The sequence below is a fragment of the Mycobacterium sp. ABE4_509 genome (genome assembly GCF_056160785.1).
The window spans coordinates 1-1,077 of sequence record NZ_JBSWXU010000311.1; the positions used below are offsets into that span (position 1 = coordinate 1).

The 1,077-nt window shown below is 73.1% G+C and carries 2 protein-coding genes; both read left to right on the forward strand.

Annotation, left to right across the window (positions count from 1 at the left end):
• The coding region (locus ACXAID_RS28200) for an NlpC/P60 family protein (RefSeq protein ID WP_475025447.1) at window positions 1-425 on the forward strand (425 nt) is incomplete at its 5' end.
• 118 nt (window positions 426-543) lie between these two features.
• On the forward strand, window positions 544-1,077 hold a 534-nt coding region (locus ACXAID_RS28205), incomplete at its 3' end, for a peptidase (RefSeq protein ID WP_475025448.1).

Genomic DNA, 1,077 nt, shown 5'->3' on the forward strand with positions numbered 1-1,077 from the left:
GTGCGCCGCCGGCGCTGCCTGCCCCGCCGCCCGGACTGCCGGGTGCCATCCCGCCGGGCGACATCGCGCCGCCCGGATCTGCGACCGCACCCACCGTCATCCAGGCCGCGCTGAGCCGCATCGGTTCGCCCTACTCGTGGGGCGGCTCGGGGCCGAATGCCTTCGACTGCTCGGGCCTGGTGATGTGGTCCTTCCAGCAGGCCGGTATCGCCCTGCCGCACTCCAGCCAGGCCCTGGCCCGTGGTGGTCAACCGGTTTCGGCGGACCAGATGCAGCCCGGTGACCTCGTCATCCAGTACTCCGACGCCTCACACGTGGGGATCTACATCGGCGACGGGATGATGGTGCACGCCTCCACGTACGGGATCCCGGTGAAGGTCGCTCCGGTCCACAGTGCCCCGATCTACAACGTCCGTCGGTACTGAGGCGTCCGTCGGTACTGAGGCGTCCGTCGGTACTGAGGCGTCCGTCGGTACGCCGCCTGCAGCCCGTCGGGAGCGGTCCCGGAACCGCCGCCGCCTCGGGGCGCTCCTCGGAGCCGAGTTGATCTGTGCCGTACTGCTGCTGGGTGGGCCGCAGACCAGTCCGTCCGGCCCGGTACTGGCCGCAGCCAGCCCGCCCGCCCCTGCACCCGCCCCGGGTCTGTCCCCGCGCACGGTGGACACCCTGGACGGGCGTAGCGCCGAGTTGGTCGATCTGGGCGCTCCCGGCGGGGAGGCGCTCCTCGACCGGATCGCCGCTGAACTGCCCGGCGCGACCGCGGCCGTCAGCGCGTTCTGGGGCCCGCAGTGGCCCGAGGCCATCACCGTTGTCGTCGCCGGTTCTGCCGAGCAGTTCGCCGTGCTGGCCGGCGGCGGCGCCGACGTGGCGGCCACCGCGACCGCAGAGCGGATCACGTTCTCCCCGAAGGCGACCGCGATGAGCGACACCGATCTACGGATCGTGTTGCGACACGAGCTGTTCCACTTCGCGGCGCGCGCCGACACCGCTGCCGACGCCCCGGTCTGGCTCACCGAGGGCGTCGCCGACTTCGTCGGGCGCCCGCCGATTCCCGCGCCGCCGGCACCGGGCCCGGAC